The following is a 2,267-nucleotide window of genomic DNA, read 5'->3' on the forward strand; positions in this document are numbered from 1 at the left end:
GGTAAACTCAATGCGTCCGTTGGCTCTCGCTGACGGTAGCGGCTTTGGCACGGAGCACGGCATTGCTTGACATGAACAACCGCGATGAGGCCGCGTAACCTGTTTAGTGTGCTAATTCTTTGAGTACGTAGAGCAGATCCAGTGCCTGTCTGGGGCTGAGTTGGTCTGGTTCCATCTGACTCAGTCGGTATACCGCCGGATGCGGAGCGGCCTGGAAGAGGGACAACTGGGCGGGCGCTGTATTGCGGGTTGGCTGCTGGGCGGTTTCTTCCAGTTGACTGAGCCGCTGGCGGGCGCGTTGCACGACTGGGTCAGGAATCCCGGCAAGCTTGGCAACCGCCAGTCCGTAGCTCTGCGCGGCCGGGCCACCCTCCACCCGATGCAGGAATACGACCTGATCCCCTTGTGTCAAAGCGTCGAGATGGGCGTTACGCAGGCCGGGAAGAACCATCTCCGTCAATTCAAAATAGTGGGTGGCGAAGAGCGTGCAGGCGCCCCGTTCCACCAGTGCTTCGGCCGTGGCCCAGGCGATGGAGAGGCCGTCATAAGTGGCGGTGCCCCGCCCGATTTCATCCAGGATCACCAGGCTTTGTGCCGTAGCGAGATGGAGGATGCGCGCTGTTTCGCTCATTTCCACCATGAAGGTGGAGCGACCGCCAGCCAGATCGTCGGCAGCGCCGATGCGGGTGAAAATCTGGTCGGTGGGGCCAATGATGGCTTCGCGGGCAGGCACCCAGCTACCGATGTGGGCGAGCAGGACGATGAGCGCTGTTTGCCGCATGTAGGTGGATTTGCCGCCCATATTGGGACCAGTGATAAGCAGCATCCGCTGTTCTTTATCAAAATCGAGATCGTTGGGCACGAAATTACTGCCGATCTGGGCTTCTACGACGGGATGGCGGCCGTCGCGGATGTGTAAAACCGGTTCTGTGACGAAATGCGGGGCACACCAGTGCAGGGTGATGGCGCGTTCGGCCAGCGTGCTGAGACCGTCCAGTTCGGCGACAGCAGTCATGGCGTCTTGCAGGGCCGACACTTCGGGGGCTGCCGCTTCCAGGACTTGCGTGAAGAGCAGGCGCTCCCGGCTCAGGGCCAGGCTCTCTGCCGAGAGGGCCTGATCTTCAATGACTTTCAGGGCGTCGTTGATGTAGCGTTCCGCGTTCTTGGTGGTTTGGCGGCGGCGATAGTCGTCGGGAATGGGTCCTTGGTAGCTGCGGCTGATTTCGATGTAAAAGCCATGCACCCGATTGAACTGGATTTTGAGTTGGGTGATGCCGGTGCGCTGGCGTTCCTGCTGCTCCAGATCACGCAGCACCTCCTGCAAATTCTGGCTGAGTTGTTGCAGGCGATCCAACTCGGCATCGTGGCCTGCACGAATGTAGCCACCATCCCGCTGGGTCATGGGCGGGGCATCCACTAAGGACTCTTCCAGCAGCGTGCGGAGGGCGGTAAAGAGCGCTATGCGCTCCTGATAAGGAGTCAGTGCAGGATGCCCTGTTTCTTCGAGGGTGGCGCGTAGCGTGGGCAGTGCCTGCAAGGTGCTGCGGAGTTGGGCGAGATCACGGGGGCTCGCACTATTCAGGGCGACGCGGGTGAGAATGCGTTCCGCATCCGCGATACCGTGCAAGGCCTTCTGGATGGCGACTGGCCCGCTGCCTTGGGTAAGCGCTGCGACGACTTCCTGGCGGGCCGCAAGCACGGGTCCCTGGCGTAGTGGTCGTAGCAGCCAGCGACGGAGCAAGCGGGCGCCCATGGCCGTCTGGGTTTTTTGCAACAAGCTGAACAAAGTGGGACCGTTCCCTTGCAGGCTTTCCACCACTTCCAGTGACCGCAAGGCGGTCGCATCCAGATAGAGCTCTTCTTCAGTGCGCTCCGGATGAATTCGCTGGACTTGGGTCAGGCTGCTGCGTAGTTGGGTCTCGGCATAATTCAGGAGTGCGGCGGCGGCGCGTAAGGCGAGGGGCCAGTCATTGCACCCGAAACTCGCCAGTCGTTCACCAAAATAGCGTTCAAGTACTGTCTCGGTGCGCCGCGTTTGAAAGCTGGTTTTCTCCAGGAGTTGCAATTTTTGCGGGTCGATTCCGACTGGAAGCGACGTATCTTCCGGGGCGATGATTTCTGCGACGGGACGCCGCGCTATGGTATCTGCGACGGCGGTGTCGGCTACCTCACGCACCATGAGGCGTCCTCCGGCGGCATCCAGCCAGGCCAGGCCACAACGCGGGCCGTCCGGACAGAGGGCCAGGAGCAGAGGCTCCTGCCCGGCA

General features: G+C 61.2%; 1 protein-coding gene. It reads right to left on the reverse strand.

The genetic code is table 11. The features are described from left to right. Positions 1–103 precede the first annotated feature (103 nt). A partial coding sequence (mutS, locus tag M7F93_RS11765) for a DNA mismatch repair protein MutS (protein WP_298173770.1) occupies positions 104–2,267 on the reverse strand: 2,164 nt, incomplete at its 5' end.

It is taken from the genome of Acidithiobacillus sp., assembly GCF_027322205.1.
Taxonomy (GTDB): domain Bacteria; phylum Pseudomonadota; class Gammaproteobacteria; order Acidithiobacillales; family Acidithiobacillaceae; genus Acidithiobacillus.